This is a genomic window from Streptomyces sp. NPDC058701 (genome assembly GCF_042715295.1).
Taxonomy (GTDB): domain Bacteria; phylum Actinomycetota; class Actinomycetes; order Streptomycetales; family Streptomycetaceae; genus Streptomyces.
Map to the genome: position 1 here is coordinate 1 of NZ_JBHXSY010000041.1, position 17,984 is coordinate 17,984.

Sequence of the window (17,984 nt, forward strand, 5' to 3'; positions counted from 1 at the left end):
TACAACCACTTCCCCCTATATCCCTACTCCCCCCGGTGTGGGTTGGTGTTTTTTTTTTATACCCCCCCCCCCGGGGGGGGGCCCCCCCCCCCCCCCCCCCCGGGCCGGGCCGGAGCAGCGGGTATCAGGCCGTGGTCTCGTCCGCCAGCGCGCGCAGCGCGAGGCGGTAGGACCCGATGCCGAAGCCCGCCACGGTCCCGGTCGCCACCGCGGCGATGACCGAGGTGTGCCGGAACTCCTCGCGGGCGTACGGGTTCGAGATGTGCACCTCGATGAGCGGGGCGGTGCGCTGGGCGGCCGCGTCCCTCATGGCGTACGAGTAGTGCGTGAAGGCCCCCGGGTTGATCACGACGGGGATCTTGCCGTCGGCCGCCTCGTGCAGCCAGCGCACGATCTGCCCCTCGTCGTTGGTCTCGCGGACCTCGACGTCGAATCCGAGCTCCTCCCCCAGCGTGCGGCAGCTCTCGACCAGCCCGGCGTACGAGGTGGCCCCGTACACGTCGGGCTCGCGGGAGCCGAGCCGGCCCAGGTTGGGACCGTTCAGCACGAGGACGCGGCGGCTCACGCGGCGACCTCGCCGTACGCGGCCACGAGCACGGCCGGGTCGGGGCCCTCCAGGACGGTCGGCTTGGCCAGCCCGTCGAGGACGATGAACCGCAGCAGGTCGCCGCGGGACTTCTTGTCGAGCTTCATGGTCTCCAGCAGCTTGGGCCACTGGTCGCCGCGGTAGGTCAGGGGCAGACCCACCGCGGCGAGGACCGCCTTGTGCCGGTCGGCGGTCGCGTCGTCGAGGCGGCCCGCCAGGCGGCCCAGCTCGGCGGCGAAGACCATGCCGACGGAGACGGCGGCGCCGTGGCGCCACTTGTAGCGCTCGTTCTTCTCGATGGCGTGCGCGAGGGTGTGGCCGTAGTTGAGGATCTCGCGGAGCCCGGACTCCTTGAGGTCGCTGGAGACCACGTCGGCCTTGACCTGGATGGAGCGGACGATGAGCTCGGCCGTGTGCGGGCCGGCGGGCGTCCGGGCCGCCTCCGGGTCGCCCTCGATCAGGTCGAGGATCGCCGGGTCGGCGATGAAACCGGCCTTGATGATCTCGGCGAGGCCGCTGACGTAGTCGTTGACCGGCAGCGAGTCCAGGGCCGCCAGGTCGCAGAGCACGCCGGCCGGCGGGTGGAAGGCGCCCACGAGGTTCTTGCCCTCGGCGGTGTTGATGCCCGTCTTGCCGCCGACGGCCGCGTCGACCATCGCCAGGACGGTGGTCGGCACGGCGATCCAGCGCACCCCGCGCAGCCAGGAGGCCGCGACGAAGCCCGCGAGGTCGGTGGTGGCGCCCCCGCCGACGCCGACGATCACGTCGGTGCGGGTGAAGCCGGACTGCCCCAGTGCCTTCCAGCAGTACGCCGCCACCTCGATGGTCTTGGCCTCCTCGGCGTTCGGCACCTGGATGGCGACCGCCTCGTAGCCCTGCCCCGCCAGGTCGTCGCGCAGTGCCTCGCCCGTCGAGGCCAGGGCCTCGGGGTGGATCACGGCGACCCGCTGGGCCTTCGTACCGATCAGGGTGCCGAGTTCGCCGAGCAGCTGCCGGCCGACCAGCACGTCGTACGCGGCGTGTCCGGCGCTGGCGCCGACTTGGATGCGCGTCACCTGGTCTGTCATACGTCCTTCAACTCCAGAGCGTCGAGGACCGCCTGGGCGACCTCTTCGGGGGTGCGGTCGTCGGTGGCCACCACGACGCGCGCGACTTCGGTGTACAGGGGGCGCCGGGCGTCCATCAGCTCGCGCCACTGGCGGCGCGGGTTGACCGCGAGCAGCGGGCGCGCGGCGCCGAGCCCCACGCGCCGTACGGCCTCCTCGACGTCCATCGACAGGTAGGCGACGGGCAGCCCGGCCAGCAGCTCTCGGGTGCCCCCGTCGAGGACGGCCCCGCCGCCGAGGGCGAGGACTCCGGTGTGCTCGGCGACGGCGGCCGCGACGGCCTGCCGCTCCAGGGCGCGGAAGTACGGCTCGCCCTCGTCGACGAAGAGGTCGGAGATCTCCCGGCCCTGGGCGGCGACGATGTCGGCGTCGGTGTCCCGGTAGGGGACGCCGAGCCGGTCGGCGAGCAGCGCGCCGACCGTGGACTTGCCGGACCCCATCGGGCCGACGAGGACGACCAGTGGTCCGCCGGTCACCGGATCTGCAGGTTGTCGAGGTAGGACCGCACGTTGCGCCGGGTCTCGGGGACCGAGTCCCCGCCGAACTTCTCGACGACGGCGTCGGCGAGGACCAGCGCGACCATGGCCTCGGCGACGATGCCCGCGGCCGGGACGGCACAGACGTCGGAGCGCTGGTGGTGGGCCACCGTCGCCTCACCGGTCGCCACGTCCACGGTCGCCAGCGCGCGCGGCACGGTCGCGATGGGCTTCATCGCGGCCCGTACGCGCAGCAGTTCGCCGGTGGTCAGACCGCCCTCGGTGCCGCCGGAGCGGCCGGTGGTGCGCTTGAGGCCGTCGGGGGTGGAGACGATCTCGTCGTGGGCCTGCGAGCCGGGCACGCGGGCCAGGTCGAAGCCGTCGCCGACCTCGACGCCCTTGATGGCCTGGATGCCCATCAGGGCTGCGGCGAGGCGGGCGTCGAGGCGCCGGTCCCAGTGCACGTGCGAGCCGAGGCCGACGGGCACTCCGTACGCGAGGACCTCGACGACGCCGCCGAGGGTGTCGCCGTCCTTGTGGGCCTGGTCGATCTCGGCCACCATCGCCTTGCCGGCGTCGGCGTCGAGGCAGCGCACCGGGTCGGCGTCGAGCCGGTCCACGTCGGCGGGGGTCGGGTAGAGCCCGTACGGGGCCTTGGCCGCAGCCAGTTCCACCACGTGCGAGACGATCTCGATGCCGGCGACCTCCTTGATGAAGGACCGGGCGACGGCGCCGAGGGCGACGCGGGCGGCCGTCTCACGGGCACTGGCGCGCTCCAGGATCGGGCGGGCCTCGGAGAAGCCGTACTTCTGCATCCCCGCCAGGTCGGCGTGACCGGGGCGGGGACGGGTCAGCGGCGCGTTGCGGCCGGTTTCCTTGAGCAGCGAGGGGTCGACCGGGTCGGCCGACATCACGGTCTCCCACTTGGGCCATTCGGTGTTGCCGATCATGACCGCGATCGGCGAACCCTGCGACAGCCCATGACGGACGCCGCCGAGGAAGGTGATCTCGTCCTGCTCGAACTTCATCCGGGCGCCGCGGCCGTAGCCGAGCCGGCGCCGGGCCAGGTGGTCGGCCACCAGCTCCGTGGTGACGGGGACGCCGGCGGGAAGGCCCTCCAGCGTCGCTACCAGCGCCGGTCCGTGCGACTCCCCGGCGGTCAGCCAACGCAACCTGCTCAACGATGCTCCTCATGCTCGCGCCTGGTACAGCGACGGCGCGAACGGGTGCGCGGCCCGGACCCGCCGTACCCGATCCTCCCATGGCCCGGCCGGTGCCCGGCCCTCCGGTCCAGCTGTCGGACGGCCGCGCACCCGGGGATGGACGAAGATCGGCCGGTGCGGGGGGCCGCGGGGTCCAGCGGGGCGGTGTCAGTGGCGGGCCAGCAGCGCGGCCCCGCCCGCGGCCCGCATGGCCGCCAGCGGCGCCGGGGCGTGCCCCGTCATCTGCTCGACCTGGAGGACCGCCTGGTGGACCAGGAGGTCCAAGCCGCCGAGGAGGGTGCCGCCGCGCCCGGTCCAGGCCGCGGCGAGCGCGGTCGGCCAGGGGTCGTACAGCACGTCGAAGAGGGTGCCCGGGGCGTCCGGTACGGCGGCGGCCAGGGCGTCGGTGGCGCCGGCCGGCGTAGTGGCGATCACCAGCGGCGCCGCCAGCGCCCGGGCCGCGTCCGACCAGTCCGCCGTGCGGACGGAGACCCCGAGGCGCTCGCCCCAGTGCCGCATCTCGTCCGCGCGGGCCCGCGAGCGGACGTACGCCGTGACCTCGCCGGTGCAGATCCGCCCGAGGGCGGCGAGGGCGGAGGATGCGGTGGCGCCCGCGCCGAGGACGGCGGCGGACGGCACCTCGTCGATGCCGCGCTCGTGGAGCGCGGCGACGATGCCCGGGATGTCGGTGTTGTCGCCGAGGCGCCGGCCGTCCTCGGTGAGGACGACCGTGTTGACCGCCTCGACCGAGGCGGCGGTGGCGCTGATGCCGTCGAGGAGCGGGATGACCGCCCGTTTCAGCGGCATCGTCAGCGACAGCCCCGCCCACTCGGGGCCCATCGCCGCCAGGAACCCGGGGAGCGCGGCCTCGTCGACCTCGAAGCGGTCGTAGGTCCGGCCGTCGAGGCCGAGCTCCCGGTAGGCGGCACGGTGCAGCACCGGTGAGAGGGAGTGCTCGATGGGTGATCCGAGCACCGCTGCCCGTATCCGTGACATGTCCTGCTACCCGCCGTTCTTCTGCTTCTGCCGCTCGAGGAACTCCGCGGCCAGCTTCTGGTGCTCCTCGTAGGTCTTGGTGAAGGTCGTCTTGTCGCCGTCGACCGATACGAAGAACATCCAGCCGCCCTCGTCGGGGTCGAGCGTGGCGTTGAGCGCGTCGGCGCCGGGGTTGCCGATGGGGGCCGGCGGCAGTCCCTTGACGAAGTGCGTGTTGTAGGGGTGGTCGAAGGCCCTGGCCTCCTTGAGCGAGAAGTTGATCTCGCTCGTCCCCTTGATGTAGTTGTACGTCGAGTCGAACTCGAGCTTCTGGTTGGTGACGTCGTTCGTCTTCTCGAGGCGGTTGTAGACCACCTCCGCCATCTTCCGGAAGTCGTCGTGGTTCTTGCCCTCGGCGTTGACGAGGCTCGCGACCGTGACCACCTGGAGCGGGTTCTCCAGACCCAGGTCCTTGGCCTTGCCCTCGATGCCCAGCTCGGTGTACTTGTCCGTCGCGTTCTTGACCATCTGCCGGAGCAGGGACTCGGGCGTGCTGTCCTGGCTGAGGTCGTAGCGCGCCGGGTAGAGGAACCCCTCCAGCGGGTCCATGATCTTCGGGTTGTTGTTCGCCCAGGCGGGCAGGCCGAGGTTCTTGACCTCGCGCTGGGCGATGCCGCGGGTGGTGCCCTCGGGCTTCTTCAGCTTCTTGTCGATCGCGTCGTAGACCTTGGCGTTGCGCCAGCCCTCGGCGATCGTCAGGACGTTCAGCTTGGACGGGTCCGTCATGAACTCGACCGCCGACGCCGCCGACATCCCCTTCTTGAGCGGGTAGACGCCGGGCTGGATCTTGCTGCCGTCCGGGTTGGCGGTGGCCGCGTCCACGAAGGCCTGGGCGCTGGCGACCACCCCGGCCGCCTTGAGGATGCGGCCCATCTGGCCGAGTCCGGCACCCTGGGGGATCGTCACCTCGACGGTCTCGCCGGAACCCTCGCCCGCGAAGTCCGCGGCGGAGCCGAACCGGTCCTTGAGGTAGGTGTAGCCGTAGTACCCGCCGCCGCCGACCACACCGATGATCACCACGGCGGCGATCAGGCAGGCCGCGCCGCTCCGCCGCTTGGGCTTGCCGCCCTTGGAGCGGCCGCCCCGGCGCCCGTCGCCGGGCTCGTCGCCGTCGTCGCCCCCGGCGAAGAGGCCTTCGGCCCCGTCGGCCGCCGCGTCGTCGGGGAGCTCCTCGACCGGATCGGGCTCCAGGTGCCGGCGGCCCGGGGGCTGCGGCGGCGGGAAGGCGTCGGGAGTGGTGTACAGGTCCGGGGTCTCGCCGGGGTAGCCCGCGACGGGCTGCTGGGCGTACGGGTCCGTCCCGGCGTACGCGTCCGTCTGCGCGGCGGCGGCGACGTACTGGCCCTGGCCGGTGTCCCAGCCCTGGGAGTCGTACACCGACGGCTGCTGGGGCTGGGCCTGGGGGTACGCCTGCTGGGCGGCGTACATCTGCTGGTGCTGCTGGTCCTGCCGGTGCTGCTGCTGGGCCTGCGCGTACTGCTGCGCCTCGCCGAACGGGGGTTCGGCGGTGTACTGCTGCTGCCCGGGGTGCTGCTGGTACTGCTGTTCCTGCTGTTCCAGATACTGCTGCGGTGCCTGGAACTGCTGCGGATCGCGGTAGTCCGGGTCCTGGTACTGCTGCTGCCCGTACTGCTGCTGCTCCTGGTACTGCGGCTCCTGTGGGTACGGCTGCTGCGGGGCACCACCGTAGGGCGCCTGGCCCTGCTGGCCCTGCTGGGTCTGGTGCGCGGTCCACCCCTGGTCCCCGTACAGGGGGTCCTCGGGGTGCCACGGTTCGGAGCCGCGGCCCCGTCCATACTCAGTCATCGGTCCCCTAGAGCCGCGAGACGAAGGCCGCGGATTCGGTACTCCGCGACACCCGGTTCCGCCTCTTTGGTGGTAGGCGACGGCTTGTTCGAATGCCGTCTCATCGCGCGGAACGTTACCGTATCGCGATCAGACAACCACTTCGACGCACTCGCCAGGCGGATTACCTGATACCCGTTCGGTCTCCAAAGCGTTCTGCAGGATCACCACCGCGGCCGCCTGATCGATGACCGAACGGCCCTTCTTCGCGTTCCTCCCCGAGGCCCGCAGACCCTGGGCGGCGGTGACCGTGGTCATCCGCTCGTCCACCAGGCGCACCGTCACCGGCTTGATGCCCCTGGCCAGTTCGTTCGCGAAGGCGCGCACCTTGGCCGCGGCCGGCCCCTCCCGCCCGCTGAGCGAGCGGGGCAGGCCGACCACGACTTCGAGGGGTTCGTACTCCGCGACGAGCTGCCGCAGCCGCCGGTGGGCGAAGGGGACGTCCCGGCCCGGCACGGTCTCCACCGGCGTGGCGAGCACCCCGTCGGGGTCGCACGAGGCGACCCCGATCCGGGCGTCCCCGACATCGACGGCGAGCCGGCGGCCACGGCGCAGCGTCATCAGGCGGTCTCGCCCACGAGGCGCTCGACGGCGGCGATGGCGTCACCGACGGCGGCCGCGTTCTGTCCGCCGCCCTGGGCGACGTCCGGCTTGCCGCCGCCTCCGCCGCCGAGGGTCTTGGCCGCGGCGCGGACCAGGTCGCCGGCCTTGAGACCGCGCTCGCGGGCGGCCTCGTTGGTGGCGATGACGGTCAGCGGGCGGCCGCCCGCCACGGTGAACAGGGCCACGACGACCGGGCGGTCGCCCTGCCCCGACATCTGACCGATCCGGCCGCGGACGTCGAGGACCAGCTTGCGCAGGTCGTCGGCGCCGGTGCCGTCGGGCACCCGGCCGGTGACCACGGAGACGCCGCGTACGTCCTGGGCACCGGCGGCGAGTCCGGCGGCGGCCTGCAGGACCTTCTCCGCGCGGAACTTCTCGATCTCCTTCTCGGCGTCCTTCAGCTTGCCGAGCATGGAGGCGATCTTCTCGGGCAGCTCCTCCGGGCGCCCCTTGACCAGCTCCTGGAGCTGGGCGACGACCGTGTGCTCCTTGGCGAGGAAGTTGTACGCGTCCACGCCGACCAGGGCCTCGACGCGGCGCACGCCGGAGCCGATGGAGGACTCGCCGAGCAGCTTCACCAGGCCCAGCTGGGCGGTGTTGCCGACGTGGGTGCCGCCGCACAGCTCCTTGGAGAAGTCGCCGATGGTCACGACGCGCACGCGCTCGCCGTACTTCTCGCCGAACTCGGCGATGGCGCCCTGCTTCTTCGCCTCGTCGATGCTCATGATCTCGGCGGTCACGTCGAGCTCGCGGGAGAGCACGTCGTTGATCTTCTGCTCGACGTCGGTCAGCACCGAGCCGGGGACGGCGTTCGGGGAGCCGAAGTCGAAGCGGAAGCGGCCCGGCGAGTTCTCGGAGCCGGCCTGGGCGGCCGTGGGCCCGAGCGCGTCGCGCAGCGCCTGGTGCGTCAGGTGGGTGGCCGAGTGGGCGCGGGCGATGGCCCGGCGGCGGTGGACGTCGATGGCGGCGTACGCGGAGGCGCCCACCGTCACCTCGCCGACCTGGACGGAGCCCTTGTGCACGGAGACGCCCGGGACCGGCTGCTGCACGTCGCGCACGACGATCACGGCGCCGGAGTCGAGCCTGATGCGGCCCTGGTCGGCGAGCTGGCCGCCGCCCTCGGCGTAGAAGGGGGTGCGGTCGAGCACGACCTCGACGTCGTCGCCCTCGGAGGCGGCGGGCGCGGAGACGCCGTTGACCAGGAGACCGACGATGGTGGACTCGCCCTGGGTGGTGGCGTAGCCGGTGAACTCGGTGGCGCCGGAGCCGTCGGCGATCTGCCGGTAGGCGGACATGTCCGCGTGCCCGGTCTTCTTGGCCTTGGCGTCGGCCTTGGCCTGGTCGCGCTGCTGCTGCATGAGGCGGCGGAAGCCGTCCTCGTCCACGGAGAGGCCCTGCTCGGCGGCCATCTCCAGGGTCAGGTCGATCGGGAAGCCCCAGGTGTCGTGGAGCAGGAACGCCTTGTCGCCGGCCAGGACCGTGCCGCCGGTGGCCTTGGTCTCGGTGATGGCGGTGTCGAGGATGTTCGTGCCGCCCTTGACGGCCTTGAGGAAGGCGGCCTCCTCGGCGAGCGCGACGGTCTCGATGCGCTTGCGGTCGGTGACGAGCTCCGGGTACTGCAGGCCCATGGTGTCGACCACGACGCCGATGAGGTCCTGGACGACCGGCCCGGTGGCACCCATGAGGCGCATGTTGCGGATGGCGCGGCGCATGATGCGGCGCAGCACGTAGCCGCGGCCCTCGTTGCCGGGGGTCACGCCGTCGCCGATGAGCATGGCCGAGGTGCGGATGTGGTCGGCGACCACGCGCAGCGAGACGTCCGTACCCTGGGCGGCGCCGTAGCGCACGCCGGTCAGCTCGGTGGCCTTGTCCATGACCACGCGCAGGGTGTCGGTCTCGTACATGTTCTGCACGCCCTGCAGGATCATCGCGAGACGTTCGAGGCCGAGACCGGTGTCGATGTTCTGCGACGGCAGGTCGCCGAGGATCGGGAAGTCGTCCTTCCCGTCGCCGGCGCCGCGCTCGTACTGCATGAAGACCAGGTTCCAGATCTCCACGTAGCGCTCGTCGTTGACGGCCGGTCCGCCCTCGACGCCGAACTCGGGGCCGCGGTCGTAGTTGATCTCCGAGCACGGGCCGCAGGGGCCGGGGACGCCCATGGACCAGAAGTTGTCCTTCTTGCCCAGGCGCTGGATGCGCTCGGCGGGGACGCCGATCTTCTCGCGCCAGATCTGCTCGGCCTCGTCGTCGTCGAGGTAGACGGTGATCCAGAGCTTCTCGGGCTCCAGGCCGTAGCCGCCGTCCGCCACGGAGCTGGTGAGCAGCTCCCAGGCGTACTGGATGGCGCCTTCCTTGAAGTAGTCCCCGAAGGAGAAGTTGCCGCACATCTGGAAGAACGTGCCGTGGCGGGTGGTCTTGCCGACCTCTTCGATGTCCGGCGTGCGCACGCACTTCTGCACGCTGGTGAGCCGGGGCGCGGGCGGCTTGACCTCGCCCAGGAAGTACGGCTTGAACGGGACCATGCCCGCGGGCACCAGCAGCAGAGTCGGGTCGTCCGCGATGAGCGACGCCGAAGGGACGACGGCGTGACCGCGCTCCTCGAAGAAGCTCAGCCAGCGGCGGCGGATTTCAGCCGACTCCATCAGTGGTCCTCATTCCGGTTGTACGAAAACTTCGGTCGTTCGGTGGTCTTGTCGTGCTGGTCGGGCTCGATGGCCCGCAGCCGCCGCGGCCCGGGCAGGGCGGTGACGTTGTCGGGCCGGTCGGGGTCCTGGTGGAGCCCCAGTGCGTCGTTCAGCTCGTCCTCGCGCTGCGTCATTCCCGCCTTGACGTCGAGGGCGAAGTCCTTGAGGCGGTGCCCCGCCTCCACGGCCTTGTCGGCGGCCTGGACGGCGAGGCTCTCCGGCGTCAGCTTCTTGAGCTGGCGGTTGACCTTGGTGGTGGCCCATACGCCGGCGGCTGCGCCGGCGGTGAACCAGAAGGCTCGGCGGAACATCGGAGTCTCAGCCCTTCTGCTTCCGGCGCCTGGCCGACGGCACCGTACGGCCGACGATCACGGTGCGCCGGGATGTCTTGCGCGGCGTACCGGCCGGTGCCGGGTCCGTCTTGCCCAGTGCCTTGCGCACCCCGTAGCCGAAGGCCGCGACCTTGACCAGCGGCCCGCCGAAGGCGGAGGCCACCGTGGAGGACAGGGCGGAGGCGTTGGAGGTCACCTCCTGGACGTCGCTCGCGATCGCGTCGACCCGGTCGAGCTGGGTGCGCGCGGAGCGGACCGTCGTGGAGGCGTCGGCGAGCAGCGGGACCGCCTGCTCGGTCACCTCGGCCACCAGCTTGCCGGTCGCCTTGAGCACCTGGGCCAGCCTCACCAGCACCACGGCGAGGAAGGAGACCAGGATGGCCCAGAAGACGGCCACGAGGATCCCGGCCACCTCTCCACCTGACACGTCACACCGCTCTCTGTCTGTACTCGGATGCCGGCTGTACTGCACCTGCCCATGGCCCTACGACCCTATCGCGCCGGAGATCCCCGCCCATACCGGAATACCGGCGGCGGCGCGAGCGCCTTGTACGCAGAGCTCCGTGAGCAGTACCCTCCGTATCCCATGCGACACAGACCCCTCCGCAACACCGCCCGGGGCAATCTTCCCTCGGAGCTGGGCCGATTCGTCGGGCGGGGTGCCGAACTCGCCGGGCTGGGCCGGCTCCTGGAGTCCTCCCGGCTCGTCACGGTGACCGGTGTGGGCGGGGTGGGCAAGTCCCGGCTGGTGCTCGCAGCGGCCCGGTCGGCGGCGGACGCGGGGCAGGAACGCCACCGCGACGGCGTGTGGCTGGCCGAGCTGGCCTCCGTACGGGATCCGGCGCTGCTGGAGGTCGTGGTCGCGGAGGCGCTCGGGCTGACCGACCACACCACCCGGCCGCCGCGGGCCGTGCTGACCGGGCACCTGGCGGGGCGGCGCCTGCTGCTGGTCCTGGACGGCTTCGAGCAGCTGGTGGACGAGACCGCCGCCCTGGTACGGGAGCTGCTGCGCGCCTGCCCCGGCCTGCGGGTGCTCGCGGCGGGCCGGCGCCCGCTGGACCTGGACGGGGAGCGGGCGTTCCCGCTGGCCCCGCCGGCGCCCGAGGAGGCCCTCGCGCTGCTGGCCGAGCGGCTCCGGGCGGCCGATCCCGCCTTCGCGGTGACCGTGGCGAACCGGCCCGCGCTGGTCGAGCTGTGCGCCCGGCTCGACGGGATCCCGCTGGCCCTGGAGCTGGCGGCGGCCCGGCTGCGGACCCTGTCCCCGGAGCAGGTGCTGGCCCGGCTGGAGGACCGCTTCGCGCTGCTGACGGGCGGGGCGCGCGGGGGACTCCCCCGGCACCGGGCGCTGCGCACGGCCATCGGCTGGAGCCACGAGCTGTGCACCGCCGCGGAGCGGCTGATGTGGGCGCGGCTGTCGGTGTTCGCCGGGCAGTTCGACCTCGACGCCGCGGAGTACGTGTGCGCGGGGCCGGACCTGCACGCGGACGACGTGCTGGACCTGGTCGGGGAGCTCCTGGCGCAGTCCCTGCTGGTGCGGGAGGAGACCCCGGCCGGGGTGCGCTACCGGATGCTGGAGACCGTACGGGCGTACGGCGCGGGATGGCTGGAGTCGCTCGGCGACGCCGGGCGGCTGCGGCGGCGGCACCGGGACTGGTACATGGGACTGGCCACCTGGTGCGAGCTGGACTGGTTCAGCCCGCGCCAGGAGGCGGTGGCCGCGCTGGTGGAGGCGGAGCTGCCGAACCTGCGGCTCGCGCTGGAGTGCTGCCTGGACGAGCCGGACGAGGCGCACCTGGGCCAGTACCTGGCGGGAACCCTGTGGTTCTACTGGGCCGGCTGCGGCCGGCTCACCGAGGGCCGGCACTGGCTGGACCGGTCGCTGGAGGCGGCCGAGCAGCCGGTGGAGTACGAGGCCTCGCGGCTCAAGGCGCTGTGGGTGCTCGGCTACGTGGCGGCGCTGCAGGGGGACGCGGTGGCGTCGATGAGCGCCCTGTACGAGTGCCGGGACGCGGCGGCGCGGACGGACAACGCGGTGGCGGCCGCCTACGCGGTGCACCGGCTGGGCTGCCTGGCGCTGGTCTCGGACGACATGGCGCGGGCCGGGGAGCTGCTGGGCGGGGCGCTGCAGCGGTACCGGGCGGCCGGGGAGCTGAACAGCAACGTCCTGATGTGCCAGGTGGAGCTGGCGATGGCGCTGGCCTTCCAGGGGGACCTGGCGGGTGCGGCGACGCTGTGCGGCGAGGTGCGGGAGATCTGCGAGGAGCGCGGGGAGCGCTGGACGAAGGCGTACGCCCTGTACGTCCTCGCCTACGCGGCCCTGGACGCGGGGGGCGCGGCCGAGGCGCGGCGGCTGCTGACGGAGAGCGTGGCGATCAACCACGCGTTCCACGACCTGGTGGGGCTGGTGCTCGCGCTGGAGCTGCTGGCCCTGGTGACGGTCGCGGAGGGCGATCCGGTGGAGGCCGCGGTGCTCCAGGGCGCGGCGGAGCCGATGTGGGGAGGGGTGGGGCTCCAGCTGTTCGGCTCGGGGTACTTCAACGCGCCGCGGCTGATGTGCCGGGAGCGGGCCGGTGAGCTGCTGGGCGCCGAGCGCTACGCGGCGTACGCGGCCGAGGGACGGGTGCTGAGCCGGGAGGCGCTGGTGGTGCGCGCGCTGCGCGGCCCCGGGGAGCGGGGCGGTACGGCCTCCTCGCCGCGCCCGGCCTGGCGCGGCGGCGCGCGGGGCTCCCGGGTGTCGCGCCGGGCGGCGGCCGACCAGCAGTAGCGGGCCGCGCCGGGGAGGGACGGGGTCCGGGTACGGGAAAACCCGCCGTCCCCCGAAGGGGACGACGGGCTTCGACCAGCCTGTGAGGGCTACGCCTGCGTCAGCGGGCGTAGTACTCGACGACCAGCTGCTCGTCGCAGATGACCGGGATTTCCTTGCGGTTCGGGTCGCGGTCCAGGCGGAAGGCCAGGGCCTTCAGGTTGACCTGCAGGTAGCGCGGGGTCTCGCCCTCGCCTGCGTAGCCACCCTCACGGGCGACCTGGAACGGAACCTTCTCGCGGCTGCGCTCGCGCACCGTGATGACGTCGTCCGGACGGACGCGGAACGACGGCTTGTCGACCTTGTCGCCGTTGACCTCGATGTGGCCGTGAACGACCATCTGGCGGGCCTGGTAGATGGTGCGGGCGATGCCCGAACGCAGGACCAGGGCGTCGAGGCGACGCTCGAGCTCGACGACCAGCGCCTCGCCCGTCTTGCCTTCGGCCTTCTTGGCGCGGTCGTACGCGCGGGCCATCTGACGCTCAGAGATGTCGTACTGAGCGCGCAGACGCTGCTTCTCCAGCAGACGAACCTTGTAGTCCGAGTTCTGCTTGCGGCCACGGCCGTGCTCGCCCGGCGGGTAGGGGCGGGCCTCGAAGTACTTGACGGCCTTCGGGGTCAGCGCAATGCCGAGGGCACGCGACTTCTTGACCTTGGGTCGCTTCTGGTTCACGTGGAACCTACCTCCATGTAAGTTAGGTGAGGCTTACCTTAGCGAGGAGGACGTAATGTCTCGACCACATGGGATCCCCCTGCCCAGTGCGCGTCGAAGTTCAGATTCCAACGAAACGGAATCTGCTTTCGACGACGATAAGCAAGGTCAGCCGCGTCCCAGGGAAGGCGTTCGGCAGCTCACCGGAGCCGAACGCGTACGAACCCTCGTAGAGTCCAACGCCTCAGTATCCCTCACTCTGCGGGGTGCTCACGACAGTCACGAGCCGACGGAGTTCGGGACGGGGATGCCGGCCGCACGGACCGTCACCCCGGACGGGGACGTGATTCTCCTTGTTTCCGGGGAATCCGCGGCTGCCAGGGCAGCCGCTCACGCCCAGGACGACGACCTCACCGCCGTGATCGAGATCACGGACGTGGCGCCGGTGTCCGTGCCCCATCGTATCCGAGGCCGCGCATGGCTGGCCGGGTGGCTGACCGCGGTGCGCGGGGACGAGCGCGCGGCCTGCGCGGCGCTGCTCGCCGAGCGCCACCCGGTGGGCGAGCTGCTGGGGATGTCGGAGTCCCTGGACGCCCCGTACACCGGGCGTCCGGCGTGGATGCTGCTGCGCCTGGAGGTCGGCGAGATCTCGGTGGACGACCTGTGGGGCGCCGAGCACGTCGAGCCGGAGGACCTGGCCGAAGCGGAGCCGGACCCGATGGTGGCCCACGAGAGCGAATTGCTCCAGCACCTGCACGCGGCCCACGGCGACCGGCTGGGCGGGCTGTGCGGGCTGCTGGGCGCGCGCGGGGCGGACGGCGTGACCGCCGTCCCGCTGGCCCTGGACCGGCTCGGCCTGCGCGTGCGCTTCACCGGCGGCGCGTCCGGCCCGTTCGACGCCCGCTTCGACTTCCCGGACCCGGTGACGGACATCTGCGGCCTGCGCCGGGCGGTGCACACCCTCTTCTCGGCGGCCTCCCGCTAGGCCGTGGCGCGGGCTTCTCGGGCCGAGCCGCCGTCGCGGCGGTGGGCGGAGCACGAGGTCTACGGCCGGAGCCTGGGCGGGACCGGTGTCCGCCTCCCGCCGGGCCGGGGGCGTCTGCGTCAGGAGCCGCCGCGCAGCCGCTCCCGTACCTTCTCCACCACGTCGGCGTAGCGCGCCTCGGCCCCGTACCGGGTGGGCTCGTAGTACCGCTTGCCGTGGATCTCGTCCGGCGCGTACTGCTGGGCGGCGATGGCGCCCGGCACGTCGTGCGGGTAGACGTACCCCTGCGCGTGCCCCAGCTTGGCCGCGCCCTTGTAGTGCCCGTCCCGCAAGTGCGTCGGAACCGAGCCCGCGAGGCCCGCCCGGACGTCGGCCAGCGCCGCGCCGATCGCGGTGGTCGCCGTGTTCGACTTGGGGGCCAGGGCCAGGGCGATGGTGGCGTGGGAGAGGGTCAGGGCGGCCTCCGGGAAACCGATCATCGCCACCGCCTGGGCCGCGGCCACCGCGATCGGCAGGGCCGCCGGGTCCGCCAGACCGATGTCCTCGCTCGCGGAGATCATCAGGCGCCGGGCGATGAACCGGGGGTCCTCCCCCGCGTCGATCATCCGGGCCAGGTAGTGCAGCGCCGCGTCCACGTCGGAGCCGCGGATCGACTTGATCAGGGCGCTCGCCACGTCGTAGTGCTGGTCGCCGTCGCGGTCGTAGCGCACGGCCGCCCGGTCGACCGCCTCCTCGACGGTCTCAAGGGTGATCTCCTCCTCGCCCTTGGCGATGGCCGACCCGGCCCCCGCCTCCAGCGCCGTCAGCGCCCGCCGGGCGTCGCCGCCCGCGATCCGCAGCAGGTGGGCCTCCGCGTCGGCGGGCAGGGTCACCGCTCCGCCGAGGCCCCGCTCCTCGGTCAGCGCCCGCCGCATCAGGGCGCTCAGGTCCTCGTCCGTCAGCGGTTCCAGCGTCAGCAGCAGGGAGCGCGACAGCAGCGGGGAGATGATCGAGAAGTACGGGTTCTCCGTGGTGGCCGCGATCAGCGTCACCCAGCGGTTCTCCACGGCCGGGAGCAGCGAGTCCTGCTGCGCCTTGCTGAAGCGGTGGATCTCGTCGAGGAAGAGGACGGTCTCCTTGCCGTAGCCGCCGGCCGCGCGCCGGGCGCCCTCGATGACCGCCCGGACCTCCTTGACGCCGGCGGTGATGGCCGACAGCTCCACGAACCGCTTCTGCGTCGCGTGGCTCACCACGTACGCGAGGGTGGTCTTGCCGGTGCCGGGCGGCCCCCAGAGGATCACCGACGAGGCGCCGGCGGGGCCGCCCGCACCGTCACCCACCAGGCGCCGCAGCGGGGAGCCGGGCTTCAGCAGGTGTTGCTGGCCGACGACCTCGTCCAGGGTGCGCGGGCGCATGCGGACGGCGAGCGGAGAGCTGGACGGGTCCTTCTCCTGGCGTTCCTCGGCTGCGGCGGTGAAGAGATCTGGTTCCACACGGGAAGCCTATGCGAGCCCGCTGACAGGGCCGCTCGGCTCAGGAGGTCCAGAAGTCCCACCAGCGCGTCAGGATCAGCATGCCGATGATCCCGATGTGCAGGACGGGGAGCACCCAGGTGAACTCGGCGAAGAAGCTTCGCAGCCAGCCCGGCGCGGGCAGCAGCCCTTCGCGGACGTTGTGCGAGGTGACGTACCAGAACATGATGATCGTGGCGACCCAGGCCAGGGAGCACCAGAGGCAGAGCGAGTTGATGTTGTACAGGGACTGGTAGGTCAGCCAGGCGCAGAACACGACGCCGAAGAGGGTGCCCGCGTTGAGGGTGAGCCAGTACCAGCGGCTGAACCGGGCTCCGGCCAGCAGGCTCATGCCGACGCAGACCACGATCCCGTAGGCGACCAGTCCGAGCATGGGGTTCGGGAAGCCGAAGACGGCCGCCTGGTCGCTCTTCATGATGTTGCCGCAGGAGACGACCGGGTTCAGGCTGCAGCCCGGGGTGAAGTTCGGGTCCTCCAGCAGCTTGAACTTGTCGATCGTGATCACCCACGCGGCCAGCAGCCCCGCCGCCCCGGTGATCACCAGCAGCAGGGCCAGGGCCCGGCTGCCCCCGATCGTCGTCCTCGGGGCGGTGTCCGCGTCCGTACCTCGTGTCGTCATACCGCCCGCTCCGCTTCTGCAAGGTCACCAAGCACCGGCCATTGTGCCGTACGGGGCTGTGTGTCCACCGTTCGGCGGAGATAAGGAGCCACACCCGCTGCGGGGGTTCGGCAAGCTCGAGGTCACGGACCGCGCGGCGGTGGTGACGACGGCCGGGCGCCGCGGGCTACGCTGAGCGGGTCCCCCTCGGATCGGCCCGGGCCGGGAAACGACGGGGGCGGGGACGGGGAGCACGCCGCGGCGGCTCCCCGTCCCCGCCCCGTCGGCGGCAGCGGTCGTCAGGCCAGGCGGGCCCGGACGGTGTCGACCAGTTCGGCGAGCGGCACCGTGCCCTGCTCGCCGGACTCCATGTCCTTGAGCTGGACCAGGCCCTCGGCCAGGTCCCGCTCGCCGGCGACGACGGCGAACCGCGCCCCCGACCGGTTGGCGTCCTTCATCGCGCCCTTGAGGCCCTTGCCCCCGAAGGAGAAGTCCGCGGGGACGCCCGCCCTGCGGAGCTCGGTGACCTTGCCGAACAGGACCCGGCGGGCCTCCTCGCCCAGGGCCACCGCGAAGACCGAGGTCGCGGCGGGGATGTCCAGCGACACGCCCTCCGCCTCCAGCGCCAGCACCGTGCGGTCCACGCCCAGCGCCCAGCCCACGGAGGGCAGGGCCGGTCCGCCGATCATCTCGGACAGCCCGTCGTAGCGGCCGCCGCCGCCCACCGCGGACTGCGAGCCCAGGCCGTCGTGGACGAACTCGAAGGTGGTGCGGGTGTAGTAGTCCAGCCCGCGCACCAGCTTCTCGTCGTCCTCGAAGACCACGCCGGCCGCCGTCACGAGCGCCCGCACCTCCTCGTGGTACGCCTTGCACGCGTCGCACAGGTAGTCGCGCAGCATCGGTGCGCCGACCAGCTGCGCCTGTACGGACTCCCGCTTGTCGTCGAGGACGCGCAGCGGGTTGATCTCGGCCCGGCGGACGGTGTCCTCGTCCAGGTCCAGCCCGCCGAGGAACGCCTGCAGGGCCTCCCGGTAGACGGGACGGCACTCCTTGTCGCCCAGCGAGTTGAGCAGGATCCGGAAGTTGCGCAGGCCCAGCGTCCGGTAGGCCTGGTCGGCCAGGATGATCAGCTCGGCGTCGAGCGCCGGGTCCTCGGCACCGATGGCCTCGGCTCCGACCTGCGAGAAGTGACGGTAGCGGCCCTTCTGCGCCCGCTCGTAGCGGTAGTACGAGCCCGAGTACCAGAGCTTGACGGGCAGCAGGCCGGCCTTGTGCAGGTTGCCCTGGAGCGCGGCGCGCAGCACGGAGGCGGTGCCCTCGGGGCGCAGGGCGAGCTGGTCGCCGCCCTTCGTGGTGAGGGTGTACATCTCCTTGCTCACGATGTCGGTGGACTCGCCGACGCCGCGGGAGAACAGCTCGACGTTCTCGAAGCCGGGGGTCTCGACGTACCCGTAGCCCGAGTTCCTCAGCGGCGCGGCGATCGCCTCGCGGACCGCGAGGAAGGTCGCGGACCGGGGCGGCAGCAGGTCGTACGTGCCCTTGGGGGCCTGAAAAGTACTCACGGAA

At 72.3% G+C, this 17,984-nt stretch carries 16 protein-coding genes; 2 read left to right on the forward strand and 14 right to left on the reverse strand.

The window, feature by feature from the left end; translation table 11 throughout:
- Positions 1-124 precede the first annotated feature (124 nt).
- The 10 genes from aroQ to ACFWW8_RS30690 all read right to left on the reverse strand — a co-directional run bounded on the left by aroQ (position 125) and on the right by ACFWW8_RS30690 (position 10,296).
- Positions 125-565, reverse strand: coding sequence for a type II 3-dehydroquinate dehydratase (gene aroQ / locus ACFWW8_RS30645; RefSeq protein ID WP_386533900.1), 441 nt, complete (start codon positions 563-565; stop codon positions 125-127).
- Entirely contained in the window at positions 562-1,653 is a 1,092-nt protein-coding gene (aroB, locus tag ACFWW8_RS30650) for a 3-dehydroquinate synthase (RefSeq protein WP_386533903.1), read from the reverse strand. The genes aroQ and aroB overlap by 4 nt, the downstream gene beginning before the upstream one ends.
- On the reverse strand, positions 1,650-2,168 hold the full coding sequence (locus ACFWW8_RS30655) for a shikimate kinase (protein WP_386533906.1): 519 nt from the start codon (positions 2,166-2,168) through the stop codon (positions 1,650-1,652). Before ACFWW8_RS30655 ends, aroB begins: the two co-directional genes overlap by 4 nt.
- Positions 2,165-3,349 (reverse strand): chorismate synthase, encoded by a 1,185-nt coding sequence (aroC, locus tag ACFWW8_RS30660; protein WP_386533909.1) that lies wholly within the window; start codon positions 3,347-3,349, stop codon positions 2,165-2,167. The genes ACFWW8_RS30655 and aroC overlap by 4 nt, the downstream gene beginning before the upstream one ends.
- A gap of 189 nt (positions 3,350-3,538) precedes the next feature.
- Positions 3,539-4,366, reverse strand: coding sequence for a shikimate dehydrogenase (locus tag ACFWW8_RS30665; protein WP_386533912.1), 828 nt, complete (start codon positions 4,364-4,366; stop codon positions 3,539-3,541).
- A gap of 6 nt (positions 4,367-4,372) precedes the next feature.
- Positions 4,373-6,211, reverse strand: a complete 1,839-nt coding sequence (gene mltG, locus ACFWW8_RS30670) for an endolytic transglycosylase MltG (protein ID WP_386533914.1) — start codon at positions 6,209-6,211, stop codon at positions 4,373-4,375.
- Between the two features lie 129 nt (positions 6,212-6,340).
- A complete protein-coding gene (ruvX, locus tag ACFWW8_RS30675; protein ID WP_386533917.1) occupies positions 6,341-6,811 on the reverse strand; it encodes a Holliday junction resolvase RuvX in 471 nt (156 codons plus the stop codon).
- On the reverse strand, positions 6,811-9,495 hold the full coding sequence (gene alaS / locus ACFWW8_RS30680; RefSeq protein ID WP_386533919.1) for an alanine--tRNA ligase: 2,685 nt from the start codon (positions 9,493-9,495) through the stop codon (positions 6,811-6,813). The genes ruvX and alaS overlap by 1 nt, the downstream gene beginning before the upstream one ends.
- On the reverse strand, positions 9,495-9,848 hold the full coding sequence (locus tag ACFWW8_RS30685; protein WP_386533922.1) for a DUF6167 family protein: 354 nt from the start codon (positions 9,846-9,848) through the stop codon (positions 9,495-9,497). Before ACFWW8_RS30685 ends, alaS begins: the two co-directional genes overlap by 1 nt.
- Before the next feature lie 7 nt (positions 9,849-9,855).
- On the reverse strand, positions 9,856-10,296 hold the full coding sequence (locus tag ACFWW8_RS30690; protein WP_386533924.1) for a DUF948 domain-containing protein: 441 nt from the start codon (positions 10,294-10,296) through the stop codon (positions 9,856-9,858).
- A 159-nt stretch (positions 10,297-10,455) separates the two neighbouring features.
- Between ACFWW8_RS30690 and ACFWW8_RS30695 the strand changes: the two genes are divergently transcribed.
- Positions 10,456-12,633 carry an ATP-binding protein gene (locus tag ACFWW8_RS30695; RefSeq protein WP_386533926.1) on the forward strand — a complete coding sequence of 726 codons (2,178 nt, stop codon included), beginning with the start codon at positions 10,456-10,458 and terminating at the stop codon, positions 12,631-12,633.
- A 100-nt stretch (positions 12,634-12,733) separates the two neighbouring features.
- Here ACFWW8_RS30695 and rpsD read toward each other — a convergent pair whose 3' ends face one another.
- The gene (gene rpsD, locus ACFWW8_RS30700) at positions 12,734-13,345 is read right to left on the reverse strand and encodes a 30S ribosomal protein S4 (protein ID WP_008740451.1); all 612 of its coding nucleotides are present in this window, start codon (positions 13,343-13,345) and stop codon (positions 12,734-12,736) included.
- 286 nt (positions 13,346-13,631) lie between these two features.
- Here rpsD and ACFWW8_RS30705 point away from each other — a divergent pair, with 286 nt between their 5' ends.
- Positions 13,632-14,309 carry a DUF2470 domain-containing protein gene (locus ACFWW8_RS30705; protein ID WP_386533929.1) on the forward strand — a complete coding sequence of 226 codons (678 nt, stop codon included), beginning with the start codon at positions 13,632-13,634 and terminating at the stop codon, positions 14,307-14,309.
- 119 nt (positions 14,310-14,428) lie between these two features.
- Here the strand turns inward: ACFWW8_RS30705 and ACFWW8_RS30710 are convergent, their stop codons facing one another.
- The 3 genes from ACFWW8_RS30710 to hisS form a co-directional block, all read right to left on the reverse strand.
- A complete protein-coding gene (locus ACFWW8_RS30710) occupies positions 14,429-15,781 on the reverse strand; it encodes a replication-associated recombination protein A (RefSeq protein ID WP_386533932.1) in 1,353 nt (450 codons plus the stop codon).
- A gap of 40 nt (positions 15,782-15,821) precedes the next feature.
- On the reverse strand, positions 15,822-16,439 hold the full coding sequence (locus tag ACFWW8_RS30715; protein WP_386533934.1) for a vitamin K epoxide reductase family protein: 618 nt from the start codon (positions 16,437-16,439) through the stop codon (positions 15,822-15,824).
- Positions 16,440-16,717: 278 nt separating this feature from the next.
- On the reverse strand, positions 16,718-17,980 hold the full coding sequence (gene hisS, locus ACFWW8_RS30720; protein ID WP_386533937.1) for a histidine--tRNA ligase: 1,263 nt from the start codon (positions 17,978-17,980) through the stop codon (positions 16,718-16,720).
- Positions 17,981-17,984 lie beyond the last annotated feature (4 nt).